The following is a 24,794-nucleotide window of genomic DNA, read 5'->3' as shown; positions in this document are numbered from 1 at the left end:
CTCATTAAGAGCTACCCGGCAAAGAGGATGATCGCCTTCGCGAGATGGTTCGCCACGTCGTACGGCAGCCCTGACCTCACCAGAGCCGGCGTGAGAGCGTGCCCGCCCGTGCCGCCGTGCCGCCGTGCCGGAAGCCGGCCGTCACCAGCTTGCGGACGATGGTGCTCCAGCCGAACCGCGGGGACGCTGCCTTGCCCTCCAGATCGGGGCGGGTGACAAGTCTGCGTGCTCGACTAGTATGGATGCTGGAATAGTTCGGGAATCCGAGAAGGCCCCAGAAGACCAGGGAGGCGACCGTGGCGGTGAACACGTCGTGGACGCGGGCGGTGCTGCCACTCTGCTTGCTCGGGGTGCTGGACGCGGAGGAGAAGAACTACGGGTACGCACTCCTGAACCGCCTCGGTGAGGCGGGCTTGGAGGGTGTGAAGCCGGCAACCCTGTATCCCGCCCTCACGCGACTGGAGGAAGAAGGCGCGGTGGAGATCGAGTGGGGCGCGGGTGAGGGCGGCCCCGGGCGGAAGTACTACCGCATCACCGAGGAGGGGCGGAAGCGGCTGCGGCGAGACAGCGCAGCCTGGCGTGACCTCAACAGCACCGTCGCCTCGCTCCTCGGAGACCTCACAGGGGGAGAGTCATGACCACCACGGAGAAGCTCGACTGGGCGCGCGAGGAGGACGAGGAGTGGGCGGCGGTTGTCGAACTGCGTCTCGCGCTCGACACCCAGGCACCTGCCGACCTGGTGCACCAAGTACTGGCGGAGGCCCATGATGCCGTGACCGAGACGGGCCGGGCGGCCCGCGACCTCTTCGGTGCTCCCGCGGCGTACGCGCGGTCCGTGGCCGGCGAACGGATCGACGAGGAAGACCGCGCGCGGGCCGACTCGCACGGTCTGACGCCGGGTGAGCGTCTCATCGGTTCCCTCGTGACGCTCGGTGTCGTGGGGATCGGCGTCGCCGTTCTGTGGTGGATCCGCGACGGGCTTTGGGCGCAGGCCAGCTGGTCGTCGATCGCAGCGATCGGGACAGTCGTCCTCGTGGCCGTCCTGGTGGCCGTCGTCCCTGTGGCGTGGGCCGCCGGGCGGATCGTGGGGACATGGGCCTTCGGCGCGGGGGCGGTCGTCACCGTGGGCGTCGGTGCCGCGGCTGCCGGCGTCCTGCCCGGCGACCGGCTCTTCGACTTCCCCGTCCCCGTACTGGCGGCGGTCGGCGGCGCCTTGATCCTCGCGGCCGTAGTGCTCCCCGGCACCACCGCCGACCGCTGGCTCACTCCGCGGCTCCAGGGCCAGGGCAGCGACGAGCGCTGGCTGTCGCATGTGGAGGGTCTGCTGCGCGGTCGCCACGCCGTGCCCGCCGCCGAAGCGCGTGCCCACGTGCGGGAGGCACGCCAGCATCTGGCCTCGTCGGGCGAGAGCGCCGAGAACGCCTTCGGCCGCGCCGAGGTGTACGCGATGCGCCTGGCCGAAGGCCCGCGCAAGGAACAGCGGCTGGCTCGACGCAAGCTCTACGGCGTCACCGCGTCGGCGCTCATCCTCACCCTGATCTTCGTCGACGAGCTGCGTGACCTGGAGCCGTCGTCCTTGGGGTTCTGGTTCTGTGCGGCAGCGGTCGCCTACCTGATCTGGTACGCGGCATGCGGATGGATCCGGTGGATCCGGGCGTCCTCTGCGGGCGGTCGGCATGATCGCGGGCCGTCCTCCGACCGGACCTGAGCGAGCGCCGCCGTACCGCCCGACATCCAAGGTCCGTCATCCGAGGTCCGTCATCCGAGGTCCGTCATCCGAGGTCCGTCATCCGAGGTCCGTCATCCGAGGTCCGATGCCCGAGGTCCGATGCCCGAGGCCCCAAGTCCGACGCCAAGGCCCGGCGCCCAAGGCCCGGCGCCGGAACGCGTCACCGATCGCGGCCGCCCGGGGCGCGGCCGTCCTGTGACGCCCGTCGTCGGGACCAGTCATCCGGCACCCGGGGCTCGCGGCGCCCCCCGCCCCCGTTGAGCGGTACCTTCAACATCACGCCGATGAGGAGAGTCAACGTGAGCAAGTTCGTGCGGCCCGCGGCCGAAGGTGCCGACCCCTTCGGTACGGCCCGTCTGCGACGCGGAGTGGCCGGCGCCTGGGCGACCAGCCCCGCCCGTTTCCGGGAGGACGCCAATGCCGAGGAGGACCTCGTCCTCGGTGGGTACCGGGACCGGCTCGTGGTCGAGCTCGCGCAGAACGCCGCCGATGCCGCCGCCAGGGCAGGGGTGGCCGGCCGCCTTCGGCTGACCCTCCGTGAGGGTGTTCTCGTCGCCGCCAACACCGGGGCGCCGCTGGACGCGGCCGGAGTCGAGTCGCTTTCCACCCTGCGCGCCTCCGCCAAGCGGGACACGGCCACCGTCGGCCGCTTCGGCGTCGGGTTCGCCGCCGTTCTGTCCGTCACCGACGAGCCCGCCGTCGTCGGCCGGCACGGCGGTGTGCGGTGGTCCCTGGCCGAGGCCCGGGAGCTGGCCCAGGAGACCGCGCGGCACAGCCCGGGGCTGGGTGACGAGATCCGGCGCCGGGACGGCCATGTGCCCGTGCTCCGGTTGCCGTTCGCCGCCGAGGGCACCGCCCCGGACCCGTACGACACCGCCGTGATCCTCCCGCTGCGCGACACCGCGGCCGCCGACCTCGCCGAGCGGCTGCTGCACACCGTCGACGACGCGCTGCTCCTCGCCCTGCCCGGGCTCGAGGAGGTCGTGATCGAGGTCGGCGACGCCGAGCCGCGCACGCTGCGGCGCCGGACCGACGGGCCCTTCACGGTCGTGGAGGACTCCCGCGACGGCGTCGACGGCGTCACCCACTGGCGTACGGCCGCCGCCTCCGGCCCGCTCACCCCCGAGCTTCTCGCCGACCGGCCGGTGGAGGAGCGGTTGCGGCCCCACTGGTCGCTCACCTGGGCCGTCCCCGTCAACGCCGCCGACAGCACCCCGGCCCGGCCCCGCACCGCCCCCGTCGTCCACGCGCCCACACCCAGCGACGAACCCCTCGGTGTCCCCGCGCTTCTCATTGCCTCCTTCCCCCTGGACACCACGCGCCGCCACGCCGCCCCCGGTCCGCTCACCGACTTCCTCGTGCAGCGCGCGGCGGACGCGTACGCCGAACTCCTCGCCGACTGGCGCCCGGTGAGCGAGGGCATCATCGGCCTCGTGCCCGGGCCGCTCGGCAAGGGCGAACTGGACGGCGCCCTGCGCCAGGCCGTCCTGGAGCGGCTGCCCCGGACCTCCTTCCTGCCGCCCGCCCACCAGGGCCTTTCCCAGCCGGTGGGCGAAGCGCTCGAGCACGAGTCCGAGCTGCCCGAGTCCCTCAGCCCCCGCGAGGCCGAGGTCGTGGAGGGCGCGGGCGCCGACACCGTGCGCGTGCTGGCCGAGGTGCTGCCGACCCTGCTGCCCGCCGGGCTCGAACGGCGCGTGGAGTTGCGGACGTTGGGCGTCGCCCGGGTCCCGCTCACCGACGCGATCGACCGCCTCGCCGGACTGGAGAAGGAGCCGGGCTGGTGGCGACGGCTCTACGACAGCCTCGCCGGCGTCGACCCGGACCGGCTGTCCGGACTGCCGGTGCCGCTGGCCGACGGGCGCACCACCATCGGGCCGCGACAGGTCCTGCTCCCGACCTCCGACGGTGCCCCCGTCGACCCGGAGATCCTCACCCGTCTCGGTCTCAAGGTCGCCCACCCGGACGCCGCGCACCCGCTCCTGGAGAAGCTCGGCGCCCTGCCGGCCACGCCCCGCGCGGTCCTCACCACGCCCCAGGTGCGTGCCGCCGTCGCCGCCTCCCTGGACGACGACGGTGGCGTCAGCTGGGAGGAGGACGCGCCGGACGCCGAGGAACTGGCCGACACGGTGCTCGCGCTGGTGCGGGACGCGGGCCTTGAGCCCGGTGACGAGCCGTGGCTCGGCGCACTCGCGCTGCCCGACGAGGAGGGTGAGCCGGCGCCGGCCGGTGAGCTGGTCCTCCCCGGCAGCCCCTTCGCCCAGGTCATGCGGGAGGACGAACTCGCCACCGTCGACGCCGAACTGGCCGACAAGTGGGGCGAGCAGCCGCTCGCCGCCTGTGGCGTCCTCGCCAACTTCGCCCTGGTCCGGGCCACGGACGTCGTCCTCGACCCGGATGAACTGGAGCCCCGTGAAGGGGACTTCGCCGAGCCCGACGACGCCGGTCTGCTGGACGCGGTCGACGTCTGGTGCGAGGACATCCTCGACCGTGTCCCGGACACGCCCGTACCGCCCGTCGCGACCGAGCTGATCGCCGTACGCGATCTGGACCTGGTCGACGACGACAAGTGGCCGCAGGCCCTCGCCCTGCTCGCCCAGCCGCCCCTGCGGGACGCGCTGACCCAGCAGGTCCGCATCCTGCTGCCCGACGGCACGCACGAGGTCGTACGGCCGTACACGGCCTGGTGGCTGCGGGGCAACCCGGTGCTGGACGGCCGCCGCCCGGCCGGGCTCCTCGCCTCCGGCGGCGACCCGCTCCTGCGCGGCCTGTACGACGAGGCCGACGCCACCGGCTTCGACGACGAGCAGGTGCTGCGGGCCCTCGGCGTGCGCACCTCCGTCGCCGCGCTGCTCGACGAGCCGGGCGGCGCCGCCGAACTCCTCGACCGCCTCGCCGACCCCGACCGCCCCGTCACCTCCGCCCAACTGCACGCCCTGTACGGCGCCTTGGCCGACCTGGACCCCGAGCAGGTGACCCTGCCGGACGAGCTGCGAGCCGTCATCGACGGGCGGGTCGAGGTCGTGGACGCGGCCGACGCGGTGGTCGTCGACTCGCCCGATCTGCTGCCCTTCACCGAGGGCGTGCCTCTGCTTCCGGTACGGCCGGCCCGGGCCGCCGAGCTGGCCGAGCTGTTCCAGGTGCGGCGGCTGAGCGAGTCCGTCACCGGCGAGGTGACGAGCGAGGGCACCGAGCACGACGTGCCGGAGCCGGTACGGATCCTGCTCGGGCCGCGGACCCCGCAGTCGTACGTCGAGCACGAGGAACTCGTCGTCGACGGTGTGGAGATCGACTGGCGGCTCACGGACGACGGGGTGCTGCACGCCTCCACCCTGGAGGGGGTAGCGGCCGGGCTCGCCTGGGCGGCGGGGCAGTGGCCGCGGCGGTTCGAGGTGGCGGCGTTGTTGGAGGATCCGTCACGCACGGCGGAGCTGGCGCGGGACCGGTGGTTCGACTGACGTTCCCGTGAACGGTCAGTCCGCCTCGGTTTCCAGGAAGTAGTCGTACGTCTCCAGGTCGAGCGTGATCCCGGTCAGCTGCCGGACACGCTCGGCGTGTTCCCGCGTCAGCGGATACACGTCGGCCAGCTGCTCCGGCGGCATCCCGAGGAGTTCGCCGAAGGCCTCCGCGCCGACCGCGGTGACATCCGTGATCGAGTCGGGCCATTCCTCGTCCTTGCGATAGCGGACGAGAGGGAGTCGGAGTCCCATGACTTCACCTACCTGAACTGTGATCTTGAAATTTCCCGCACAAATTTCTCACGACATGTACAACCTTTCGCATGTGCCGCGAATCTCATCACGTGGGTCAACAGACTCTCTGACCACTTGGGTCCCGTTCCGTCCCACGAGCCACTGTGCGCGACCGGCGGAGGGGCCCCATCTCCACGTGGGGAACACACATGCGCGTTCGTGCCTCTGTCGCCATCGTCACCGGCGCACTGGCCCTGACTGGCCTCGCCGTTCCGGCTGCGCAGGCGGACAGTCACCCGGACCTCGCCTCTCTGGCGTCCTCTTCGGCAAAGGCGGGGGCGGCGAAGAGCACCCCGTTCGCCGCCGCGGCCGACGAGGCCGAGGGCGACACCAAGATCACTGCTGTCACCGTCAACGGTGGTAAGAACATCGTCGTCGGCACCACGCAGAAGAAGGCCTTCACGGTCTCGGTGACGGCCACCGACCCGAAGGGCATCCACGACGCGTTCGCCATGCTCTGGCACGGCCCGAGTTCCGAGAACGCCGACGGCGCCATCGTGCCGTCGAACCTGGACGACGAGCAGATCGGCACCTGCACCAACTCCAGTGCCACCACTGCCACGTGCAAGATCACGCTGATCGCCGACCCGAACGAGAACATCTACGGCAACATCCTGGCCGGCACCTGGAAGGTGTGGGCCGCGGCCGCCGGCAACGACGGCGACTACGTGATCCGCGAGGCCTACAAGACGGCCAAGGTCCAGCGCGCGTCCAAGCTCACGGTCAACGCCTCCCCGGAGCCCGTGAAGAAGGGCAAGACCATCACGGTCACCGGCAAGCTGACCCGCGCCAACTGGGACCGCGGCACGTACAACGGCTACTCCGCCCAGCCGGTGAAGCTCCAGTTCCGCAAGAAGAACAGCAGCACCTACACCACCGTCAGGACCATCAAGACGAGCACGACGGGCGACCTGAAGACCACGGTCAAGGCCACCCAGGACGGCTACTTCCGCTACTCCTTCGCGGGCACCTCGACCACCCCGGCGGTCAACGCCGCGGGTGACTTCGTCGACGTGAAGTAGCCGGCGGGGCGTCAGGACAGCAGCAGAACAGCGACAGGCAGACAGGGCACGCGTCACGAACTCCCTGTGACAGAAGGGGAGTTCGTGACGAAGCTCACAAAGATTCCGCCCGGTCCGAACAACCGGCAACGCCCGGCGCCTATCTGACCACGTGGACCAACAGGTCCCACGATCACCCGGGCCCCGAGGTGACCGGCAGCGCAGGCTACGACGACCAGCGGGGCCCCTTTCCGTACCAGGGGAACGCATGCGCATCAGAGCCACCGTGGCCGCCGTCTCCGGCGCCCTGGCCCTCTCCGCCCTCGCCGTGCCGGCCGCCCAGGCCGACGACACCGCCGCCTCCTACCGCGCGGACGTCGCGAAGGTCCGCCAGGCCGCGCTCGCCGCGTCCGACCGGGCCCCGGCCGCGGCGGGCAAGCCGTACGCCCTGAACGTCTCCTTCTCCAACTTCAAGATCGCCAAGGCGGTCAAGGTCGGCACCACCGGCCACGTCGCCACCACGGTGACGTACACGCTGACCCACGGCGCGGACGTCAAGATCACCGCCGCCGACTTCGTCACCGACCCCTTCATCTACCGGGGTTCCGCCACCGCGCCGGACAACATGCTCTACGGCAACAAGCCGGCCAAGTGCACCGCGACCTCGGCGACCACCGCCACCTGCAAGGGCACCATCGACGTGTACCCGGGCGCCCACGAGCTGATCAACGCCGACGCCGGGACCTGGCGGGCCGCCGCCGAGGCCACCGCCTTCAACGGCCAGGACCCCGACGGCGAGACCTTCGACATCACCAAGGTCGGCTACAAGAGCCAGAGCGGCCTCGGCAGCACGCTGATGCAGCGGTCCTCCAAGCTGACGGTCAACGCCTCCCCGGAGCCCGTGAAGAAGGGCAAGACCATCACGGTCACCGGCAAGCTCTCCCGCGCCAACTGGGAGGACAACAAGGACCACGGCTACACGAACCAGCCGGTGAAGTTGCAGTTCCGCAAGAAGAACAGCGACACCTACACCACGGTCAGGACCATCAAGACCAACGCGACGGGTGAGCTGAAGACCACGGTCAAGGCGACCCAGGACGGCTACTTCCGCTACACCTTCGCGGGCACGACCACGACCCCGGCGGTCACCGCTGCCGGCGACTTCGTAGACGTCCAGTAGGGCAACGCCCTTCAGGGGCGCGGGGCTGTAGCGATTTGCGGCTCCGCCGCGTGGGCGCGACCAGCCACAACGCACCCGCGGCGACCCACGACGCTCAACGGCCCAAGCCAAGCGCAGCGGCTACGCCGGGAAACGGCGGTCGACCCACTTCCAGGTCAACTCCAGGGCGACCGCCGCCACGCCCGCTATCCCCACCGCGATCCACGGCATCGTGGCCCCGACGAGCCGCAGCGCGAAGAACTCCTGTAGCCACGGCACCACCAGCACCAGCAGGAACCCGAACCCCATCGCGGCCACCAGCGCGATCCGCCACCAGGTGTACGGGCGGGCGATGATGGCCAGCACCCACATCGAGATCAGGAAGAGCGTCAGCGTGGCGACGCTGGTCTCCGCGTCCAACGCGCCCTCGCCGGTGTAATGGTGACGGGCGGTCAGATACGTCGCGAACGTCGCCACCGCGGCCACCAGCCCGCCCGGGATCGCGTACCGCATGACCCGCCGTACGAAGTGGGGTTTCGCGCGTTCCTTGTTGGGGGCGAGGGCCAGGAAGAAGGCCGGGACGCCGATGGTGAGGGTGGAGAGCAGGGTCAGATGGCGGGGCAGGAAGGGGTACTCCACCTGCCAGAAGACGACCATCAGCGCCAGCAGGACCGAGTACACGGTCTTCACCAGGAACAGCGTCGCCACGCGCGTGATGTTGCCGATCACCCGCCGGCCCTCCGCGACCACCGACGGCAGCGTCGCGAAGCTGTTGTTGAGCAGCACGATCTGCGCGACCGCCCGGGTCGCCTCCGAGCCAGAGCCCATCGCCACGCCGATGTCGGCGTCCTTCAGCGCGAGGACGTCGTTCACGCCGTCGCCGGTCATGGCGACGGTGTGCCCGTGGGACTGGAGCGCGCCGACCATGTCCCGCTTCTGCTGCGGGGTGACCCGCCCGAACACCGTGCCGTCGTCGAGTGCCGTCGCCATCCCGTCCTTGTCCTGCGGGATCCGGCGCGCGTCGACCGTCGTCCCGGTCAGCCCGAGCTTGGTCGCGACCGCGCCCACGGACACGGCGTTGTCCCCGGAGATCACCTTGGCGCGGACGTTCTGCTCGGCGAAGTAGCGCAGGGTGTCGGCGGCGTCGGGCCGTAGCCGTTGTTCCAGTACGACGAGGGCGGCGGGCTTGGCGCCGTCCGCCACGTCGGGATCGTCGAGGTCGCGGCCGGCGCGGGCGAGCAGCAGGACGCGCAGGCCCTGTTCGTTCAGCCGATCGGTTTCGGCCAGGGCCGGGTCGTCGGCGGGCAGCAGCACGTCGGGGGCGCCCAGCAGCCAGGTGCCGGCCTCGCCGTTGCCCTCGCTGAAGGTGGCGCCGCTGTACTTGCGGGCGGAGGAGAAGGGCAGGGACTCGGTGCAGCGCCAGTCCTCGGCGTCGGGGTAGGCGTCGATGATGGCCTGGAGGGAGGCGTTCGGGCGGGGGTCGGACTCGCCGAGGGCGCCGAGCACCTTGCGTACGTAGTCCTCGTCGTTGCCGCCCAGCGGCCGCAGCTCGGTGACGTCCATGCCGCCCTCGGTGAGCGTGCCCGTCTTGTCGAGGCAGACGGTGTCGACGCGGGCGAGGCCCTCGATGGCGGGGAGTTCCTGCACCAGGCACTGCTTGCGGCCGAGCCGGATGACGCCGATGGCGAAGGCGACCGAGGTGAGGAGCACGAGGCCCTCCGGGACCATGGGCACGATGCCGCCGACGGTCCGGGCGATCGAGTCGTCGAGCTCGTTGTCCTTGGCGACCAGCTGGGTGATGATCAGGCCCGTCGCGGCCGGGATCATCATCCATGTCACGTACTTGAGGATCGTGGAGATGCCGGAGCGCAGCTCGGAGTGGACCAGGGTGAAGCGTGAGGCCTCCTCGGCGAGCTGGGCGGCGTAGGCCTCGCGCCCGACCTTGGTGGCCTGGAAGGCGCCCCCTCCCGCGACGACGAAACTGCCGGAGAGGACCTGGTCCCCGGGCCGTTTGACGACCGGATCGGCCTCCCCGGTGAGCAGCGACTCGTCGATCTCCAGCCCGTCGGCCTCGACGCACACCCCGTCCACGACGGCCTTGTCCCCCGGCCCGATCTCTATCAGGTCGTCCAGCACGATCTCGGAGGTACCGACCTCGTCGGCGACCCCGTCCCGCCGCACCGTGGGCCGGGCCTCGCCGATCACGGCGAGCGAGTCGAGGGTCTTCTTCGCCCGCCACTCCTGGATGATCCCGATGCCGGTGTTGGCGAGGATCACGAACCCGAACAGGCTGTCCTGGATCGGCGCTACGAAGAGCATGATCACCCAGAGCACGCCGATGATCGCGTTGAACCGGGTGAAGACGTTGGCGCGGACGATGTCCGCCATCGACCGGCTGCTGCGCACCGGTACGTCGTTGACCTGTCCCCGCGCGACCCGCTCGGCCACCTCGGCGGCGGTCAGCCCGCCCGTCGCCACCGGGGTGGCGGCGGGGTGCACGGGGTTGTCCACTTCGGTGCCCGCGTCGGCATGCGTCATGCATTCGACGGTACGTGCGGATCTACGGCTTCACCCGCTGAGTGCACGGAAGTTCCGACCTGGGGAGGACGGGCGTCGTACCGGGGTTGTACGACGGTCAGTCGGAGGACGGTGCCGGTGACTGCTCGGTTTCCGGCTTCGTCGCCGAGTCCGGCTCCTTCTCCGCCGCCGCCCTCTTGAGCGCGGCGTCGCGTCGGCGGACGTACCAGATGCCGATGATTCCCAGCCCGCCGCCGGCCAGACAGGTCCACACCCACCAGGTGAGGTCGCGGTCGTCGAACCAGCCGTAGAAGGGGAGCTGGACGACGAAGAGGACGAACCACAGGATCGTGCCGCCGGTGATGGTGGCGACCACGGGGCCCTCCAGGGGCTCCGGCGCCTCGTGCTTGGGGGTCCACTTCGCCATGGGGGACAGCTTACGAGGCGATCGGATCCACATACGAAGCGATCGGATCCGCGCGGATCTACGCGCGGAGATCGTCGTTCTCGGCTCTATATGTTCATACTGAAACGGTTTATGCCTGACCACTTCTCTTCGTAGGAACAGCCAAAAGCATGCCCGCATACGGCGCACTCGACCGCTACTTCAAGATCTCGGAGCGGGGCAGCACCCTGCCCCGGGAAATCCGCGGCGGTTTCGCCACCTTCTTCGCGATGGCCTACATCATCGTGCTGAACCCGATCATCCTCGGCAGCGCGAAGGACATGTACGGCCACCAGCTGGACAACGGACAGCTGGTGACGGCGACGGCCCTGACGGCGGCGTTCACCACGCTCCTCATGGGCGTCATCGGCAACGTACCGATCGCGCTCGCCGCCGGACTCGGCGTGAACTCGGTCGTCGCGCTCCAGCTGGCGCCCCGCATGTCCTGGCCGGACGCCATGGGCATGGTGGTCCTGGCCGGCTTCGTGGTCATGCTGCTCGTCGCCACGGGGCTGCGCGAGCGCGTCATGAACGCCGTGCCCTACAGCCTGCGCAAGGCCATCTCCATCGGTATCGGCCTGTTCATCATGCTGATCGGCCTCGTCGACTCCGGCTTCGTCTCCCGCATCCCGGACGTCGCCCAGACGACCGTGCCCCTCCAGCTCGGCGGCGACGGTCACCTCAACGGCTGGCCCGTCCTGGTCTTCGTCCTGGGCGCGCTGCTCACCCTCGCGCTCATCGTCCGCAAGGTCTCCGGCGCGATCCTGATCTCGATCGTCGCGACGACGGTGCTCGCGGTCGTCATCGAGGCCGTGGCGAACGTGCCGTCCTGGGGGCTCACGACCCCGAAGTGGCCCGGCAACCCCGTCGCCAGCCCCGACTTCGGCCTGCTCGGCCAGGTCAGTCTGTTCGGAGGCTTCGACAAGGTCGGCGCGCTGACCGGCACCCTCTTCGTCTTCACGGTCCTCCTCTCCTGCTTCTTCGACGCCATGGGCACGATCATGGGCGTCAGCGACGAGGCGAAGCTGACCGACGCCCAGGGACAGATGCCGGGCATCAACAAGGTCCTGTTCGTCGACGGCCTCGCCGTGGCCACGGGCGGCGCCGGCTCCGCCTCGGCCACCACCGCCTTCGTGGAGTCCACGGCCGGCGTCGGCGAGGGCGCCCGTACCGGCTTCGCGAACGTCGTCACCGGCGCCCTGTTCGGCGTGGCGCTGTTCCTGACGCCGGTCGCCACGATGGTCCCGTCCCAGGCGGCCACCCCGGCGCTGCTCGCGGTCGGCTTCCTGATCATGGCGAACTCCGTCAAGGAGATCGACTGGGCCGACTACACGGTCGCGATCCCGGCCTTCGTGACGATGGTGATGATGCCGTTCACCTACTCGATCACCAACGGCATCGGCATGGGCTTCATCACCTTCGCGGTGCTGCGCCTGGCCGCCGGGCGGGGGCGTGAGGTGCCGGCGGCGATGTACGTCGTGGCGGCGGTGTTCGGCTTCTACTACCTGATGCCGGCGCTGGGGCTGACCTAGGGGGTCCCGCACAGCACCCGCGGCGCCCGGCACGCACCCTCGCCGCACCGGCTGCGACACCAGCCGCTGCCGCGGCGGGCGCGGGCACCGCACGGGACTTTCAGAGCACCCCCTGGCGCCTGTCCGGCTCAGGTGAGGCCGTAGAACTTCTCGGTCTCCTCGACCGCGGACTGGAACCGCTCGTCGAAGTCATCGCGGATGAGCGTCCGGACGACATAGTCCTGGACGCTCATTCCTCGTTTCGCCGCGTGCTCCTTGAGTCGTTCGAGCAGCTCGTGGTCTATCCGCAGGCTGAGCACGCTGGTCCCCATGGATACGAGGGTCGCGGTACCGGCTGGTCCGGTGCGTCACGTTCCGCCACCGGATCACCCAGATGAGTGACGTCACCCCCAGTGGTCTTTAGTCAGGGTAATGAGTTACTCTAAAGAACATGTCGGACCTTACGCATGGCGACGACGTAGCCGCCGTGAACTCCCTGCGCTCCGCCGTGATGCGACTGTCGCGTCGGCTCAAGCACCAGCGAGTCGACGAGTCGCTGAGCCCCACCGAGATGTCGGTGCTGGGCACTCTCTCCCGCTGCGGCAAGGCCACCCCCGGTGAGCTCGCCCGCAAGGAGCACGTCCAGCCGCCGTCGATGACCCGCATCGTCGCCCTGCTGGAGTCCAAGGGACTGGTCCGGCTGGAGCCGCACCCCGAGGACCGGCGCCAGAAGGTCGTCACGAAGACGGAGCAGGCCGAGGCGATGCTCGAGGAGAGCCGCCGCAAGCGCAACGCCTTCCTGGCCACCCTGGTCGAGGGCCTGGACGAGGACGAGTGGGCGAAACTGCGCGCCGCCGCCCCCGTGCTGGAGAAGCTCGCACATCTGTAAGCAGTCACCCCAAGGAGGCGAACACTTTTGAGTTCGGGACCCGGAGCAGCTTCCGCACCCGCACCGACCACCCCTACAACTGCCGGCCCCCGCAAGTCCTCGATGTTCAGCTCGCTGAAGGTCAGGAACTACCGCCTCTTCTTCCTCGGCCAGGTCGTCTCCAACACCGGTACGTGGATGCAGCGCATCGCCCAGGACTGGCTGGTGCTGAGCCTCACCGGCTCCGCCACCGCCGTCGGCATCACGACGGCCCTCCAGTTCCTGCCGATGCTGCTCTTCGGTCTCTACGGCGGCGTCCTCGTCGACCGGCTGCCCAAGCGCCGGACGCTGCTGGTCACCCAGTCCTCGATGGCCCTCACCGGCATCGCGCTGGCCGTCCTCACCCTCACCGGTCATGTCGAGGTCTGGCACGTCTACCTGGCCGCCTTCGCGGTCGGCCTCGCCACGGTCGTCGACAACCCGGCCCGCCAGTCCTTCGTCAGCGAGATGGTCGGCCCGGACCAGCTCCAGAACGCGGTCAGCCTGAACTCCGCGAACTTCCAGTCGGCCCGGCTGATCGGCCCCGCCGTGGCCGGCCTGATGATCACCGGCGTCGGCACGGGCTGGGCGTTCCTCGCCAACGGCCTGTCCTTCGTCGCGCCCATCACCGGTCTGCTGCTGATGCGGGCGCGCGAGCTGTACGTCGTTGAGCGCGCCCCGCGTGCCAAGGGGCAGATGCGGGAGGGGCTGCGCTATGTCGCCGGGCGCCCGGAGCTGATCTGGACCATCGCCCTGGCCGGGTTCGTCAGCACCTTCGGCTTCAACTTCCCGGTCTACCTGTCCGCCTTCGCCGACGACGTCTTCCACGCCGGCGCCGGCTCCTACAGCCTCTTCAACACCCTGATGGCGGTCGGCTCCCTGGCGGGCGCGCTGCTCGCGGCCCGGCGCGGTACTGCCCGGATGCGGGTGCTGATCGTGGGGGCGGTGGCCTTCGGCACGATGGAGATCGTGGCCGCGTTCGCCCCCTCCCTGTGGCTGTTCGCCCTGCTCATGGCCCCCATAGGCATGTTCGGCATGACGGTGAACGTGACGGCGAACAGCAGCATTCAGATGTCCACCGACCCGAGCATGCGGGGCCGTGTGATGGCCCTGTACATGATGGTCTTCATGGGCGGAGCCCCGCTGGGGGCGCCGATCGCGGGCTGGATCACGGACGCGTACGGGGTCCGGGCGGGGCTGGCGGTGGGCGGCGCGATCACGACGGCCGCGGCCGTCGTCATCGCCCTGGTGCTGGCTCGCGTCGGTGGACTGCGGCTGTCGGTGGGGTGGAACCAGGGGCATCCGCACGCCCGGTTCGTTCCACGGGAGCGGCAGGAGAAGGAGCTGGCGACGGTGGCGTAAGAGGGAGCGCGCGGGTCAGTCGCGCGGGAACTCGTCGGTCTTGAGGACCAGATCGACCGACGTGCCCGTCAGGTCGATGTCCTCTCCGAAGGGGAAGCTGACGGTGCTGTGGTACTTGCCGTCCTTCGGCAGGGTGTGCAGCTGCCACTGGCCGGTGTACGGGTCCACGATCAGGTACACCGGCACCTCAGCAGCGGCGTAGGCGTCCTTCTTAGGGCCGTGGTCGTTGCCCGCCGTGTCCTTGGAGATGACCTCGGCCACGAATTCGACGTCCTGATAGCGCCAGCGGCCCCTGCTGTCCTTCACTGACCGTTCGGCCATGGCCACCAGGTCGCAGGCGAAGCCGTTCAGATGTCCGGGGAAGTCGATCCGCACGTCCGATGCCAGGCGCTTTTGCGTGTACTTGGCGTCCAACTGCTTCGCGATGTCGAAGATGATCTCCCAGTGGTTCTGCCGCTGCGGTGACATGAAGATGTTTCCCCCGACGATCTCGACCTTCGTTCCCTCGGGGATGGGCATCTTCTCGAGCCACTCGAACAGGACGTCCAGAGTCAGCTCGCCGCACTCCTCGGCCATCTCGATCCTGTCGTCAAGGACGGTCATCGTGGCGCTCCTCCGCGGCTGCTCCTCGGACGAGCGCAGCCGCGCAGTACAACGATACGCACGGTGACCGGGACACGTGTGGCCGTGGTCACGTGCACGGTCCGCCGGGGCTAGACCCTGCGAGCCAGCACCTGGCCCGGCCAGCCGTCCGTGCCCGTGTAGGTCTCGGTACGGACGAAGCCCTGGCTCTCGTAGTAACGGACCAGCTTGCCGTCGTCACCCGCGTAGCAGTCCACCCGCAGCAGCGAGACGCCGGCCCGCCGGGTCTCCTCGGCGGCGTGTGCGAGCAAGGCGCTGCCCACGCCCAGGCCCTTGAAACTCCGGTCGGTGGCGAGGTAGCGGACGAACCGCTCGGGTTCATCGGCGGGGCGCAGCCGGCCGCCGGGCGCGTCGGTGAGGGTCAGCATTCCGACGGGGACGCCGTCGGCCTCGCCGAGGTAACAGGTGCCATGGGTGACCTGCTCGGTGACCAGGTCCACGACGTTCGGTCTCGCCGACAGTGGTTCGGTGCCCCACTGCCCGGTGCGGCCCTGCGCGACGAGCCACTGCGCGGCCCCGTCCAGCAGGCCGAGTATCGCGGGGATGTCGTCGGGCCCGCCTTCTCTGATCATGATCTCCACGCCCTCATGGTGCCAGGCTGGGGGCATGAGACTTTTCGCCGCCCTGCTGCCGCCCGAGGACGTCACCCGTGAACTGGCCGCGGAGGTGGCCGCGTTGAAGAAGCTGCCCGGCGCGGACGGACTGCGCTGGACCGGCCGTCCCGGCTGGCACTTCACCCTCGCCTTCTACGGCGAGGTCGACGACGACCTCGTACCCGACCTGTCGGCCCGACTGGAGCGCGCCGCGCACCGTACGCCGCCGTTTCCGCTGGCGCTGAGCCGTGGCGGACAGTTCGGGCACGGGCGGGCCCTGTGGGCGGGCGCCGAGGGGGACCTGGAGACCCTGCGGCTGCTGGCGGACCGGAGCGAGGCGGCGGGGCGCAAGGCCGGGGTGCCGATGGGGGAGCACCGGCGGTACAAGGCCCACCTGACGGTGGCCAGGAGCCGGTCGGCGGTGGAGGTGCGGCCGTATGTCGCCGCCCTGCGCGAGTTCACCGGCCGGACGTGGAGGGTGGACGAGCTGGTGCTGGTGCGCAGCCATCTGCCGAGGTCCGGGGTCGCGGGCGAGGAGCCCCGCTACGAGGCGGTCGCCCGCTGGCCGCTCGGAGGGGCCGGTTAGGCTCGTTCGCGTGGACCCGAAAACCCGGAACCGGATCATGGCCGGTGCGCTTGTGTTGATGTTCGTGGTGGTGGCGCTGGCGGCTGCGCTCGGAAGGTAGGCCGACCCGGCCCGACCGAACCGACACCTGCCCGACCGACACCTGCCCGACCGACACCTGCCCGACCGACACCTGCCCGACCGACACCTGCCCTGCCGCACCTCTCCGGTCACGCCAGTTCGATCAGCCCCAGCCGGACGGCCTCGCTGACGGTCGCGGCCCGGTTCTCCGTGCCGAGCTTGCGGTAGATCCGCACGAGGTGGGTCTTGACCGTCGCCTCGGCGAGGAACAGCGCGCCCGCGATGGCGCGGTTGCTGTTCCCCTGCGCGAGCAGCCGTACGACCTCGATCTCCCGCTCGCTGAGCACCGGCCCCGGCCCAACCGCGTGCCCGACGACACTGGCGGCGGCCTCCGGCGCCAGCGCCATGCCCCCCGCCGCCGCGGCACGCACGGCGCGGAACAGCTCCTCGGGCGGGCCCGCCTTGAGGACATAGCCGCGGGCGCCGGCCTCGACGGCCCGCAGGACGTCGGCCGTACGGCCGTGGCTGGTGAGCACGACGACCCGTACGCCGGTGGTGGCCGAGAGGATCCGGCGGGTGGCCTCGATGCCGTCCACCCCGTCCGGGGAGGCGCCTGCGTCGGTGAGCCGCAGGTCCATGAGTACGACGTCGGGACGCAGCCGCCCCACCAGGCGTACGGCGTCGGTGCCGCCGCCGGTCTCGCCGACGACCTCGAAGCCGGGCTCGCCTTCGAGCAGGGCGCGCAGACCTGCCCGTACGACGGCGTGGTCGTCGACGATCAGGAGCCGCAGCGGCTCGGCCGCGTCGTCGCTCACCGGGCGCCGACCGGTACGCGGTCCTCGACGGCCCGTGCGACGGGCAGTGCCGCCCGGACCCGGGTGCCGCGGCCGGGCGCGGTGTCGACGGTGAGCGTGCCGCCGAGGGCGGTGAGCCGCTCGCGGGCCCCGGCGAGCCCGAATCCGCGCCCGTCGGCGGTCGACCGTACGGCGTTCGGGTCGAAGCCCACTCCGTCGTCGCATACCTCGACGGCCGCGGTGGCCCCGCCGTGGACCAGGGTGACGTGCACCTGCGTGGCGCGGGCGTGTTCGCAGGTGTTGGCGAGCATGCCCTGGGTCACGCGCAGCAGGGCCACGGCCTGTTCCGTGGGCAGGACGACAGGGGGGTTCTCGGCGCTGAAGGAGATCCTGGGCGCCCCGGCGGCGGACCCCGTACGGGCGGTCAGGTCGCGCAGCGCCGCCTCCAGGCCCTCCCGGGCGAGGGCGGGCGGAGTGAGGTCGTCGATGATGCCGCGGGTCTGCGCGAGGTGGTCGCCGAGCGCCTCGGTGACCAGGCGCACCTGCCACCGTGCCGCCTCCGGGCGGCGGTCCCAGTCGCGTTCGGCGGCCTGGAGGAGCATGCGACTGCCCGCGAGTTCCTGGGCGAGTGTGTCGTGCAGGTCGCGGGCGATGCGGGCGCGCTCGGCCAGCCGCCCGGCCTCGCGCTGCTGCCGCGCCAACTCGCCCCGGGTTTCGGCCAGTTCACGTGTCGTTCGCTGCTGGCTGCGGTAGAGCAGGACGGTCGCCCACAGGGCGGTGACCGGCGGCGCCAGCAGATCCGGGTCGAGGCCACCGCCGGCCCGGACGAGCGCCGCCAGCAACAGCGCGGTGAGGACGCCGAGCGCCGCCACCCGCTCCGCGCGGGTGGGCATCCGCAGCGCCAGGACGGCCAGCGGTACGGCCAGCCACGCGTATCCGAAGGTGAGCTGCGCGGGCAGGACCCAGGCCACCCACGACCACAGCAGCAGGAGCAGCCCGAACCAGACCGGCCGCCCCGCCCGGCCCAACCGCTCCCACGGGGCAGGCCCGGCGGCGTACAGCAGGGCCAGTACGGCCATGGGCGGGGCGACGGACCAGCACAGCTCGTTGTTCAGCTCGACGAGCCGTACGAGGGTGCCGGCGGCGGCGACCAGGAAGACCAGGTGCGGGAGGTGCCGGGCCGACAGGCGGGGCGGGCGAACGGTGAGAGCGGTGGCGGGCACGGCGGTGACTCCCTGGACGGGCCGATGGGAAGCGACGATGCCGTCAGGAGTCTAAGCCGTTACTCGTGTGACCGTTGCAAATGACAGTGAACCGACAGGGCTCAGCGTCCCGGGTGCAGCCCGAGCCAGCCCGGCGACGGGTCGCCCTTCACCTCGCCGAAGTACAGCGCGAAGGTCTGCTTCAGCCGCTCGATCGCAGCGCGGTCCTCCATGAACCCGGGGAAGCCGTCCACGTGGGCGTCCGGGTTCTCCCACACCGGCTTCAGCCCGGGGGACGGGGTGACGTCCGTACGCACCGACCAGCCGTTGAAGCTGCCCTTCTGCCGCTCCTCGGACAGTGCCCAGTTCAGGTACAGCTTGCCGGCGGTCGGATTGGCGGCCTGCTTCAGGACCGCGGCCCGCTGCCCCCACGCCATGAACGGGTGCCCCTCGGGCGCGACCCACTTCGTCACGGTCGACGTCGACACCACGCTGCCCGACCCGCCGACGCCGATGGCCTTCTGCTTGCCGTTGACCGCGAGGCCCGGCGTGTGCGAGCCACGGGCGAACTGCGGCTGCTGCGCGGCGAACTTCGCCACCCAGTCCCAGCCGTACGTCCGCTGGTAGAGGGAGAAGAGGTAGAGCACGGCGTCGTCGTCGTGCGGGTAGGAGGAGGCGATCTGCCCCTTCCAGCGCGGGTCGACGAGGTCGAGGGGCGTCTTGGGCGCGTGGGCACCGGCCGCCTCGATGCCGTACATGAAGCTGAAGCCGATGACCATCAGCGCGGTCCAGGCGCCATCCGGGTCCTTGAACCCGTTGTGGACCTTGGAGAACCCGGCGGGCTTGTAGGGCAGCAGCTTGCCCTCCCGCTTCCAGCGGGTGAAGTCCTGGAGGGTCTGGAGCTGTACGACGTCGGGGACCAGGGTGCCGGTCGCGAGCTGGTTGTCCACGCGGACGTCGTGGTACTTGCTGTAGTCGACGACGACCGTCAGGTCGATGTCGGGGAAGCGGTCGGCGAAGGCCGCCCGCACTCCGGCCGCCTGGCCGTCGACGTCTCCGCCTTGGTAGAGGACGAGCTTGCCGCCCTCGGCGACGGCGGCCGCGTACAACTCGTCGAGCGAGCGGGTCTCCTCGCGGAGGCGGGAGCCGGACGAGGGCGAGGGGGTGTTCGCCGCGGCCGGCACGGTGGACGCCGACACCGCGGCGGCACCGCCGAGCGCGACACCGGCCCCCGTGGCGAGCAGTCGGCGCCTGCTGAAGTCCCTGGACATGTGGGGGGTCCTCCTGACCTGTCGCGCCGCCACGTCCGTTACGCGGCGGCGCGGCAAGTCTGGCGACGGGGAGGGGTGTTCCGCGTCGTCCGCCCGCTGCCTCCTTGTTCAACCGTTCGATGGAACGGCCTACGGGAATACAGGCGTTACCAGGCGAAGGCCTCCGGGGAGGGCCCGGGCCCCGGGAAGATCTCGTCCAGCCCCTCCAGCAGCTCCTCGCTCAGCTCCAGCTCGGCGGCACGGAGCGCGGACTCCAACTGCTCGGCCGTGCGCGGGCCGACGATGGGGCCGGTCACGCCGGGGCGGGTGAGCAGCCAGGCCAGGGCGGCCTCGCCGGGCTCCAGACCGTGCTTGTCGAGCAGGTCCTCGTACGCCTGGATCTTCGCGCGTACGGCAGGGTCGGCCAGGGTGTCGGCGGCCCGCCCGGAGCTGCGCCGGCCGCCCTCGACCTCCTTCTTCAGGACGCCGCCGAGCAGACCGCCGTGCAGCGGCGACCACGGGATGACGCCGAGGCCGTACTCCTGCGCGGCCGGGATGACCTCCATCTCGGCGCGGCGCTCGTAGAGGTTGTAGAGGCACTGCTCGCTGACCAGGCCGATGGTGCCGCCGCGGCGGGCCGCGATCTCGTTGGCCTGGGCGATCTTGTAGCCGGGGAAGTTGGAGGACCCGACGTACAGGATCTTGCCCTGCTGGACCAGGACGTCGATGGCCTGCCAGATCTCCTCGAAGGGAGTGGCGCGGTCGATGTGGTGGAACTGGTAGACGTCGATGTGGTCGGTCTGGAGCCGCTTGAGCGACGCGTCGACGGCCCGCCGGATGTTCACGGCAGACAGCTTGTCGTGGTTGGGCCACGCCGCGCCGTCGGCGCCCATGTTGCCGTAGACCTTGGTGGCGAGGACGACCTTCTCGCGCCGGTCGCCGCCCTTCGCGAACCAGTTGCCGATGATGCTTTCGGTACGGCCCTTGTTCTCGCCCCAGCCGTAGACGTTCGCCGTGTCGAAGAAGTTGATGCCGGCGTCCAGCGCCGCGTCCATGATCGCGTGACTGTCGCCCTCGTCGGTCTGCGGACCGAAGTTCATGGTGCCGAGGACGAGCCTGCTGACCTTGAGTCCCGTGCGTCCGAGCTGCGTGTACTCCATGGTCCGCACGCTAGTCGCGTGGAGTGCGCTCTAGGCAAGGGCGTTCAGTCACCAGGCGCCTTGATGCCGTAGGTTCCTTGACGCTAACTGATGGTTAGTGCTTTCCTTTGGTGAGCATTAGCTTGAACTTTCAATATCACCGGAAAGAGAGCAGCCTCGTGACCCCCACCACCACTGCCCGCCGTGCCGTCGTCGCCGCGTTCGCCGCGGCGGCCCTCGCCGTCCCCCTCGCCGCCGCCCCCGCAATCGCGGCCGCGCCGAGCGCTGCCGTGCACCACGCCGGGTACGGCGACCAGGCGCGCCTCGCGTACCAGAAGTACGTCACTGTCCGGGTCCTGAAGGGCGTGTTCGAGCAGGGTGACGCTGAAGTCGTCGACCGTTATGTCCGGCCGGACTACATCCAGCACAACCCGCTGGCGCCCGATGGCGCCGAGACGCTGAAGAACCTCGGCCAGGTCATCCACCAGCAGTTTCCGGACGCCGAGTACGGCGTCAAGCGGGTCATCTCCGAGGGCGACCTGGTGCTGGTGCACTCGAACGTGGTGCTGACGCCGGGCACACGCGGGCAGGCCGTCTTCGACATCTTCCGCTTCCAGGACGGGAAGATCGCCGAGCACTGGGATGTGGGGCAGGACGTTCCTGAGGGCTCCGCCAACGGGAACGACATGTTCTCCACGGTGAGTTGGCCGCGGACGGAGGAGCCGGGGGCGGGCTGGCTGACCGCGTACAACAAGCGGCTCGTGACCAAGGCCTTCGAGCAGTTGATCGTGCGGAAGGATCTGTCGGCCCTTGACCGGTACTGGGGGGCCGAGTACCACCAGCACAACCCGAACATCGCGGACGGGGTGGCCGGCGCGAAGGCGGGGCTCGGCGGGTTCTTCGAGCAGTTCCCGCAGCTCAAGGTCACGCCGAAGCGGGTGATCGCCGAGGGCGACCTGGTCGCGGTGCACAGCCACTACGTGGCCGTGCCGGGGGAGCGGGGGCAGGCCGTGGTGGATCTGTTCCGGGTGCGGGGCGGGAAGATCGTGGAGCACTGGGATGTGCTCCAGGATGTCCCGGCCACGTCCGCGAATGACAACGGGATGTTCTAGAGCAGGGAGTTGAGGAAGGTCGTCCAGGTGGTGGGGGTTACCTGGACGACCGGGGCGGTGGGGGTTCTGAGTCGCGGATGTGGACGGCGGTGGGGGTGAGGGCGGTGACGCAAGTGGTGGGGCGGGTGGGCGCCCGACGGTGACGTGGCCGTCAGAGCCGGTGCGCGGCCGGGTGCAGCGTCGCGAACACGGCGCGGGCGCGGGCGTCGTCCGGTGACTGCCAGGCGCCGATGACGGCGCGGGCGCGGGCGTCGTCCGGTGACTGCCAGGCGCCGATGACGTGACCGGTGGCGTCGGAGGGAGCGGTGTCCGGGGCGGTGGGCCGCAGGACCCGGTGGATACGGAGCGTCGTGCCACCCGGGGCGGGAAGCTCCGTGCCGTCCTGGTCGTCGGTGGCTTTGACGATCCCGTCCCAGGCGGGGAGAGCGTCGCCGGTGTAGGAGTGGGTGACCTCGTGGTCGGGGGTGTCGGTGAGGCTCTGGGCCTGGGCCTGGACGCGGCCCTCGAACAGGGCCAGCAACTGGGCGACCGCCACCGGGTCGTGGGCGCCGTCGTAGGCCCAACGAGGTCCCAGTACGCCGTGCTCCATGGTGCCGACGAGGGCGTGCTCCGCGCCGTCGAGGGCAGCGCCTCGGTAGGTGAGAGGCACGAGGTAGTGGACCGGGTCGGGGCCGGAGGCGTCCGTGGCCACCATGAACTCGATGCCGACCTCGCCCTCCGGGTCGTCCAGCCGGAAGCCGCCGGTCCTGGTCAGTGCCGGTTCGCCGGTGCCGGCGTACCAGGGGCGGGTGGGGAGCCAGGAGGCGAGCAGTTCGAGCTTGGTGGGCTTGAGGGTGGTGCGGTGGATGACGGCCATGCCCCACAGCTTTTCATCGGTCGCGGGGGAAGTCGTCGGTCCTGAGGACGAGGTCGACCACTGTGCCGGTCAGGTCGATGTCGGTGCCGAAGTCCACCTTCGTGGGTTCGGCGTAGTCGCCCTGCTTGGGGTCGGTGTAGACGTAGCAGCGGCCCTGATAGGGGTCGGCGATGACGTACAGAGGGACCTCCGCCTCCGCGTAGGCCAGCCTCTTCGGGACGTAGTCATTGGCGGCCGTGCCTTTCGAGATGACCTCGGCGACGAACTGGACGTCCTGGTGACGCCAGTGGCCCGTGTCGTCCTTCTTCGCCGAGTCCTTGAGCAGGGCGATGTCCGGGCAGAAGCCGTTCTCGTGGCCGGGAAAGTCGATGCGGACGTCCGTGAAAACGTTGACCTTCCTCCCGAACCTGTCCTCGAGGGCCCATAGGAACCGGCGGATGATTTCCCAGTGCGTGTCCCGCTGCGGTGTCATATGGACGTTGCCCCCGACGATCTCGACCCTGAATCCTTCGGGGACGGGCATCCGCTCAAGGCGCTCGAACCACTCGTCCAGGCGCTTGGTGTTGGCGTCGGCGTCGGCCATCTCGATCCTGTCTTCAATGACGGTCATCGTGGCGCTTCTCCCCGGCTGCCCCACGGACAGGTGCAGCCGCGCACTCCAACGATACGCACAGTGACCGCGTCACGGAGAGGAAGCTCATATGCCGACCGCGGACACCCAGCACGTCCTCCCCCTCCTCCGCCGTGTTCTCGGCGACACCGTCCTCGGCGTCTACCTGCACGGCTCCGCCACCCTCGGCGGCCTGCGCCCCCACAGCGACCTCGACGTCCTGGTCGTCGTGCGCCAAACCATGACCCACGCCCAACGCCGGGCTCTGGTCGAGGAGTTGATGAAGGTGTCCGGCGGCACCGCCCGCCCCGTCGAGCTCATCGTCGTAGTACACGACGACGTACGGCCCTGGCGCTACCCGCCCACCTGCGACTTCCTGTACGGCGAATGGCTGCGGGACGAGTACGAGCGCGGTGGCACCCCGGGCCCCGAGCCCAGCCCGGACCTCGCCCCGCTCCTCACCATGGTCCTGCTCGCGAACACCCCGCTGTACGGCCCGCCACCCGCCGACGTTCTCGCCCCCGTCCCGCACGGGGACCTGCGGCGTGCGATCCTCGCCGGAGTGCCGGAACTGCTCGGCGACTTGGACACCGACACCCGTAACGTCCTGCTCACCCTCGCCCGGATCTGGACCACGCTCGCCACGGGCACCATCCGGTCCAAGGACGCCGCCGCCGACTGGGCCCTCCCGAGGCTCCCCGCCGAACACCGTCCCGTCCTGGCGCACGCCCGGGCCGTCTACGTCGGGGAGAGGGATGAGCGCTGGGACTCCGACCTGCTACCTGGTGTCCACCCCTGCGCCGAGTTCCTCGTGGAGGCCATCGACCGTCAGAGGGCGGTGTAGGGCCCGCCCAGGTCCCACGCCTGGTACATCGCCTCCGCGAACGCCTCCGCGATCTTGTGCTCGCCGCTCGCGTTCGGGTGGGTGCCGTCGTAGGTGTCGAGATGGATGTCGTACGACGGGGGCGGGGACGTCAGCAGGAGGGGCGAGCGCGGTTCGTCGAGGTCCGCGAGGGCCTTCGCGAGGAGTTCGTTGAAGCGGGCGACCTCGGTGGCGAAGGTCTCCTCCGACTCGGCGCGGATGTTCGGGATCACCGGCAGGACGGCGATCCGCACCCGGGGGTTCGCCGAGCGTGCCTCGGTCACGAAGGCCCGTACGTTCACCGCGGTCTGCTCGGCGTTCGTGTAGAAGCCGAGGTCGATCAGGCCCAGCGACACCAGCAGCACATCCGCCCGGCACGAGCGCACCGCCTCGCCGATCAGCGGGGCCATGTGCAGCCAGCCCTCGCCCCAGCCGGCCAGATGGGCGCGGGGGAAGGCCGGGTCGGGGGCGGCGTACTCGTACGACGTGGGCGCGTCCGTCGCCTTGTCGTAGAGCGTCTCGCGCGGGCCGACGAGGGCGAAGGGGCCGCCGTACGTCTCACGCAGGTGCTGCCACATGCGGTAGCGCCACGTGTGTTCGCCGGCGCTGCCGATGGTCTGGGAGTCGCCGACGGGCATGAACCTGAGCATCCGCTCATGATGGACGATCGCTACCGGAGGGTAGGAACAGGTGGGGTGTGAAGCCGGA

Annotated in this window: 25 protein-coding genes; 11 read left to right on the top strand and 14 right to left on the bottom strand. The window is 70.5% G+C overall.

What is annotated here, in order from left to right:
• Positions 1-76 precede the first annotated feature (76 nt).
• Positions 77-310 carry a hypothetical protein gene (locus KUM44_RS06105; RefSeq protein WP_217206702.1) on the bottom strand — a complete coding sequence of 78 codons (234 nt, stop codon included), beginning with the start codon at positions 308-310 and terminating at the stop codon, positions 77-79.
• Here KUM44_RS06105 and KUM44_RS06100 point away from each other — a divergent pair.
• The 3 genes from KUM44_RS06100 to KUM44_RS06090 all read left to right on the top strand — a co-directional run bounded on the left by KUM44_RS06100 (position 297) and on the right by KUM44_RS06090 (position 5,184).
• Positions 297-638, top strand: coding sequence for a PadR family transcriptional regulator (locus KUM44_RS06100; protein WP_217206701.1), 342 nt, complete (start codon positions 297-299; stop codon positions 636-638). The genes KUM44_RS06105 and KUM44_RS06100 overlap by 14 nt on opposite strands.
• Positions 635-1,708 carry a hypothetical protein gene (locus KUM44_RS06095; RefSeq protein WP_217206700.1) on the top strand — a complete coding sequence of 358 codons (1,074 nt, stop codon included), beginning with the start codon at positions 635-637 and terminating at the stop codon, positions 1,706-1,708. Before KUM44_RS06100 ends, KUM44_RS06095 begins: the two co-directional genes overlap by 4 nt.
• Before the next feature lie 320 nt (positions 1,709-2,028).
• Complete coding sequence (locus tag KUM44_RS06090) at positions 2,029-5,184, top strand: sacsin N-terminal ATP-binding-like domain-containing protein (RefSeq protein ID WP_217206699.1); 3,156 nt, start codon at positions 2,029-2,031, stop codon at positions 5,182-5,184.
• A gap of 15 nt (positions 5,185-5,199) precedes the next feature.
• On the opposite strand, the gene KUM44_RS06085 is transcribed toward KUM44_RS06090, so the two are convergent.
• Positions 5,200-5,436, bottom strand: coding sequence for a hypothetical protein (locus KUM44_RS06085; RefSeq protein WP_217206698.1), 237 nt, complete (start codon positions 5,434-5,436; stop codon positions 5,200-5,202).
• Positions 5,437-5,627: 191 nt separating this feature from the next.
• Between KUM44_RS06085 and KUM44_RS06080 the strand changes: the two genes are divergently transcribed.
• Together KUM44_RS06080 and KUM44_RS06075 are read left to right on the top strand one after the other, a co-directional pair.
• Positions 5,628-6,500, top strand: coding sequence for a DUF5707 domain-containing protein (locus KUM44_RS06080; protein WP_217206697.1), 873 nt, complete (start codon positions 5,628-5,630; stop codon positions 6,498-6,500).
• Between the two features lie 247 nt (positions 6,501-6,747).
• Positions 6,748-7,659, top strand: a complete 912-nt coding sequence (locus KUM44_RS06075) for a hypothetical protein (RefSeq protein WP_217206696.1) — start codon at positions 6,748-6,750, stop codon at positions 7,657-7,659.
• A 120-nt stretch (positions 7,660-7,779) separates the two neighbouring features.
• On the opposite strand, the gene KUM44_RS06070 is transcribed toward KUM44_RS06075, so the two are convergent.
• Entirely contained in the window at positions 7,780-10,176 is a 2,397-nt protein-coding gene (locus KUM44_RS06070; protein WP_217206695.1) for a cation-translocating P-type ATPase, read from the bottom strand.
• Positions 10,177-10,273: 97 nt separating this feature from the next.
• Complete coding sequence (locus tag KUM44_RS06065; protein ID WP_217206694.1) at positions 10,274-10,582, bottom strand: DUF2530 domain-containing protein; 309 nt, start codon at positions 10,580-10,582, stop codon at positions 10,274-10,276.
• Between the two features lie 149 nt (positions 10,583-10,731).
• On the opposite strand from KUM44_RS06065, the gene KUM44_RS06060 reads away from it, so the two are divergent.
• Positions 10,732-12,132 (top strand): NCS2 family permease, encoded by a 1,401-nt coding sequence (locus KUM44_RS06060; protein ID WP_217206693.1) that lies wholly within the window; start codon positions 10,732-10,734, stop codon positions 12,130-12,132.
• A gap of 128 nt (positions 12,133-12,260) precedes the next feature.
• On the opposite strand, the gene KUM44_RS06055 is transcribed toward KUM44_RS06060, so the two are convergent.
• Positions 12,261-12,443, bottom strand: coding sequence for a ribbon-helix-helix protein, CopG family (locus tag KUM44_RS06055; RefSeq protein WP_030048376.1), 183 nt, complete (start codon positions 12,441-12,443; stop codon positions 12,261-12,263).
• A 119-nt stretch (positions 12,444-12,562) separates the two neighbouring features.
• Between KUM44_RS06055 and KUM44_RS06050 the strand changes: the two genes are divergently transcribed.
• Both KUM44_RS06050 and KUM44_RS06045 read left to right on the top strand, forming a co-directional pair.
• On the top strand, positions 12,563-13,000 hold the full coding sequence (locus KUM44_RS06050) for a MarR family winged helix-turn-helix transcriptional regulator (protein ID WP_217206692.1): 438 nt from the start codon (positions 12,563-12,565) through the stop codon (positions 12,998-13,000).
• A gap of 102 nt (positions 13,001-13,102) precedes the next feature.
• A complete protein-coding gene (locus tag KUM44_RS06045) occupies positions 13,103-14,380 on the top strand; it encodes an MFS transporter (protein ID WP_217206691.1) in 1,278 nt (425 codons plus the stop codon).
• 15 nt (positions 14,381-14,395) lie between these two features.
• Here the strand turns inward: KUM44_RS06045 and KUM44_RS06040 are convergent, their stop codons facing one another.
• Together KUM44_RS06040 and KUM44_RS06035 are read right to left on the bottom strand one after the other, a co-directional pair.
• Entirely contained in the window at positions 14,396-14,983 is a 588-nt protein-coding gene (locus KUM44_RS06040) for a Uma2 family endonuclease (RefSeq protein WP_217206690.1), read from the bottom strand.
• A 110-nt stretch (positions 14,984-15,093) separates the two neighbouring features.
• On the bottom strand, positions 15,094-15,603 hold the full coding sequence (locus tag KUM44_RS06035; RefSeq protein WP_217206689.1) for a GNAT family N-acetyltransferase: 510 nt from the start codon (positions 15,601-15,603) through the stop codon (positions 15,094-15,096).
• Between the two features lie 25 nt (positions 15,604-15,628).
• Between KUM44_RS06035 and thpR the strand changes: the two genes are divergently transcribed.
• A complete protein-coding gene (gene thpR / locus KUM44_RS06030) occupies positions 15,629-16,201 on the top strand; it encodes an RNA 2',3'-cyclic phosphodiesterase (RefSeq protein ID WP_217206688.1) in 573 nt (190 codons plus the stop codon).
• A 209-nt stretch (positions 16,202-16,410) separates the two neighbouring features.
• Here thpR and KUM44_RS06025 read toward each other — a convergent pair whose 3' ends face one another.
• The 4 genes from KUM44_RS06025 to KUM44_RS06015 form a co-directional block, all read right to left on the bottom strand.
• On the bottom strand, positions 16,411-17,076 hold the full coding sequence (locus KUM44_RS06025; RefSeq protein WP_308402506.1) for a response regulator transcription factor: 666 nt from the start codon (positions 17,074-17,076) through the stop codon (positions 16,411-16,413).
• Positions 17,073-18,278 (bottom strand): sensor histidine kinase, encoded by a 1,206-nt coding sequence (locus tag KUM44_RS45105; protein ID WP_308402504.1) that lies wholly within the window; start codon positions 18,276-18,278, stop codon positions 17,073-17,075. Before KUM44_RS45105 ends, KUM44_RS06025 begins: the two co-directional genes overlap by 4 nt.
• A gap of 101 nt (positions 18,279-18,379) precedes the next feature.
• A complete protein-coding gene (locus KUM44_RS06020) occupies positions 18,380-19,528 on the bottom strand; it encodes an ABC transporter substrate-binding protein (protein ID WP_217206686.1) in 1,149 nt (382 codons plus the stop codon).
• A gap of 146 nt (positions 19,529-19,674) precedes the next feature.
• On the bottom strand, positions 19,675-20,667 hold the full coding sequence (locus KUM44_RS06015) for an aldo/keto reductase (RefSeq protein WP_217206685.1): 993 nt from the start codon (positions 20,665-20,667) through the stop codon (positions 19,675-19,677).
• Between the two features lie 158 nt (positions 20,668-20,825).
• Here KUM44_RS06015 and KUM44_RS06010 point away from each other — a divergent pair, with 158 nt between their 5' ends.
• On the top strand, positions 20,826-21,758 hold the full coding sequence (locus tag KUM44_RS06010; protein WP_217206684.1) for a nuclear transport factor 2 family protein: 933 nt from the start codon (positions 20,826-20,828) through the stop codon (positions 21,756-21,758).
• A gap of 151 nt (positions 21,759-21,909) precedes the next feature.
• Here the strand turns inward: KUM44_RS06010 and KUM44_RS06005 are convergent, their stop codons facing one another.
• Both KUM44_RS06005 and KUM44_RS06000 read right to left on the bottom strand, forming a co-directional pair.
• Positions 21,910-22,614: a 1,4-alpha-glucan branching protein gene (locus KUM44_RS06005; protein ID WP_217206683.1), complete on the bottom strand. Its 705-nt coding sequence runs from the start codon at positions 22,612-22,614 to the stop codon at positions 21,910-21,912.
• A gap of 13 nt (positions 22,615-22,627) precedes the next feature.
• Positions 22,628-23,224, bottom strand: coding sequence for a Uma2 family endonuclease (locus KUM44_RS06000; protein ID WP_217206682.1), 597 nt, complete (start codon positions 23,222-23,224; stop codon positions 22,628-22,630).
• A gap of 91 nt (positions 23,225-23,315) precedes the next feature.
• Here KUM44_RS06000 and KUM44_RS05995 point away from each other — a divergent pair, with 91 nt between their 5' ends.
• The gene (locus tag KUM44_RS05995; protein ID WP_217206681.1) at positions 23,316-24,068 is read left to right on the top strand and encodes an aminoglycoside adenylyltransferase family protein; all 753 of its coding nucleotides are present in this window, start codon (positions 23,316-23,318) and stop codon (positions 24,066-24,068) included.
• Here the strand turns inward: KUM44_RS05995 and KUM44_RS05990 are convergent.
• The gene (locus KUM44_RS05990; protein WP_217206680.1) at positions 24,053-24,736 is read right to left on the bottom strand and encodes an SGNH/GDSL hydrolase family protein; all 684 of its coding nucleotides are present in this window, start codon (positions 24,734-24,736) and stop codon (positions 24,053-24,055) included. The genes KUM44_RS05995 and KUM44_RS05990 overlap by 16 nt on opposite strands.
• Between the last annotated feature and the right edge of the window lie 58 nt (positions 24,737-24,794).

Source organism: Streptomyces sp. AC550_RSS872, assembly GCF_019049285.1.
GTDB lineage: Bacteria > Actinomycetota > Actinomycetes > Streptomycetales > Streptomycetaceae > Streptomyces.
Note: the sequence above shows the minus strand (reverse complement) of the source record. Positions and strands in the feature narration are given on the sequence as shown.